Annotated in this window: 2 protein-coding genes and 1 pseudogene; all 3 read left to right on the top strand. The window is 59.0% G+C overall.

Annotation, left to right across the window (positions count from 1 at the left end):
- Positions 1 to 365: pseudogene (locus A6A04_RS22795) on the top strand (hypothetical protein); the annotation flags it as partial.
- A gap of 115 nt (positions 366 to 480) precedes the next feature.
- Positions 481 to 903: a putative toxin-antitoxin system toxin component, PIN family gene (locus A6A04_RS00020; RefSeq protein ID WP_068489165.1), complete on the top strand. Its 423-nt coding sequence runs from the start codon at positions 481 to 483 to the stop codon at positions 901 to 903.
- On the top strand, positions 900 to 1160 hold the full coding sequence (locus A6A04_RS00025; protein WP_068489167.1) for a hypothetical protein: 261 nt from the start codon (positions 900 to 902) through the stop codon (positions 1158 to 1160). The genes A6A04_RS00020 and A6A04_RS00025 overlap by 4 nt, the downstream gene beginning before the upstream one ends.
- Positions 1161 to 1427 lie beyond the last annotated feature (267 nt).

Genomic DNA, 1427 nt, shown 5'->3' on the forward strand with positions numbered 1-1427 from the left:
TCATATCCGCCCCCTGTTCCGTCATACGGATAGGGAATCACGAAACCCGAGCCGACGCCAGTTTCCGGAGGTGCCCAGGTGCCGTTCGCCTGTTCGAGCGTGACAACCGAGAGGATGAAGCCGCTGAGCTGGTGACCCTCGCGGCGAAACTCAAAGCGCTAATGAAGCCTGATGTGGCCCGTCGCGTTGAACCTGACCTTGAAGCCTTGTTGGAGGCCGAAGGTCTGGCAATGCGCCCGGGCCCCCGGCCAATGATCGACACCGATCTCGTCCAAGAGCTTCGCCAGGCGATGATCACATGCAGCAAGGTAAAATTACGCTACCGTATGGGGCCGGACCTACCGGCTCGTCCATTCTTGGGGTGACACCACGAAAGTGATCATATCGTCCGGTTCGTGTCGTCCCCCCCTACAAGGCCCAGAGACCACATGGGGATGGAGCCCATTGCTAACGTTGCCGGTGATGTGATATCATAGGTGAATGAGATTGGTTGTTGATACGGACGTTATCGTCGCTGCTCTGCGCAGTCCGACCGGCGCTTCAGCCGCCTTGCTGGTTCTGCTCTTGAAGCGGCAGGCGACCATGCTGTTAACCGTTGCCCTGGCCCTTGAATACGAGACCGTCTGCCTGCTGGCGGAACATCGGCTCGCGGCGGGAGCCAGCGAACGGGACGTGCAAAACATGATAGACGCGCTGATATGCGTGGCCGAACCCATCGAGGTCCATTACCAGTGGCGCCCGCAGTTGACGGATGCCGGCGATGAGATGGTGCTGGAGGCGGCGGTTAACGGCCGGGCAGACGCAATCGTGACGTTTAATCGCAAGGACTACGGCGCCGCTCCATCTCGATTCGGAATCGAGGTCCGGAGCCCGGCCGAGGCATTATGGAGTCTCCGCGCATGACATCGAGAGTTTCGACCTTTTCGCTGCGACTGCCTAATTCATTGAAGGCTGCGGTCGAGAAATTTGCGGCGGCGGATGGCACCAGCATGAATCAATTTCTGGTGATGGCGGCGGCCGAAAAGCTCGCGGCGATCACAACTGCCGAAGCCTTCTTCGCCGAGCGGAAGGGTCGTGGAAATCCCGAGGAAGCGATTCGCTTCCTGACCCGGAACGGCGGCGAACCGCCCCGTCCAGACGACCTCTTGTCTAAAAATTAGGGTATCCCCCGACACCCTGAGAATCGGCCGGAACTACCGAACGGTCAATTCTTGCTCCATATGCAGACAAACCATAAGCACATAAGCGGCTGAGCGGCAGTTCCCTGAGTTGTCGGGCCGTGCCCCAGATCGAGTGGTGTCAGGAAACGGATGTTTTCCGACAGCCATTCGTGCATAGATCTGAGATGCCTGACCGGCCCCCAATGGCGGCTCCAGATCGAATGTTAGTGAAGCATGGTTGATGTTGCCTGGCCAGGGGCGACGGAG

Origin of the sequence: Paramagnetospirillum marisnigri (genome assembly GCF_001650715.1) — a bacterium.
Lineage (GTDB): Bacteria > Pseudomonadota > Alphaproteobacteria > Rhodospirillales > Magnetospirillaceae > Phaeospirillum > Phaeospirillum marisnigri.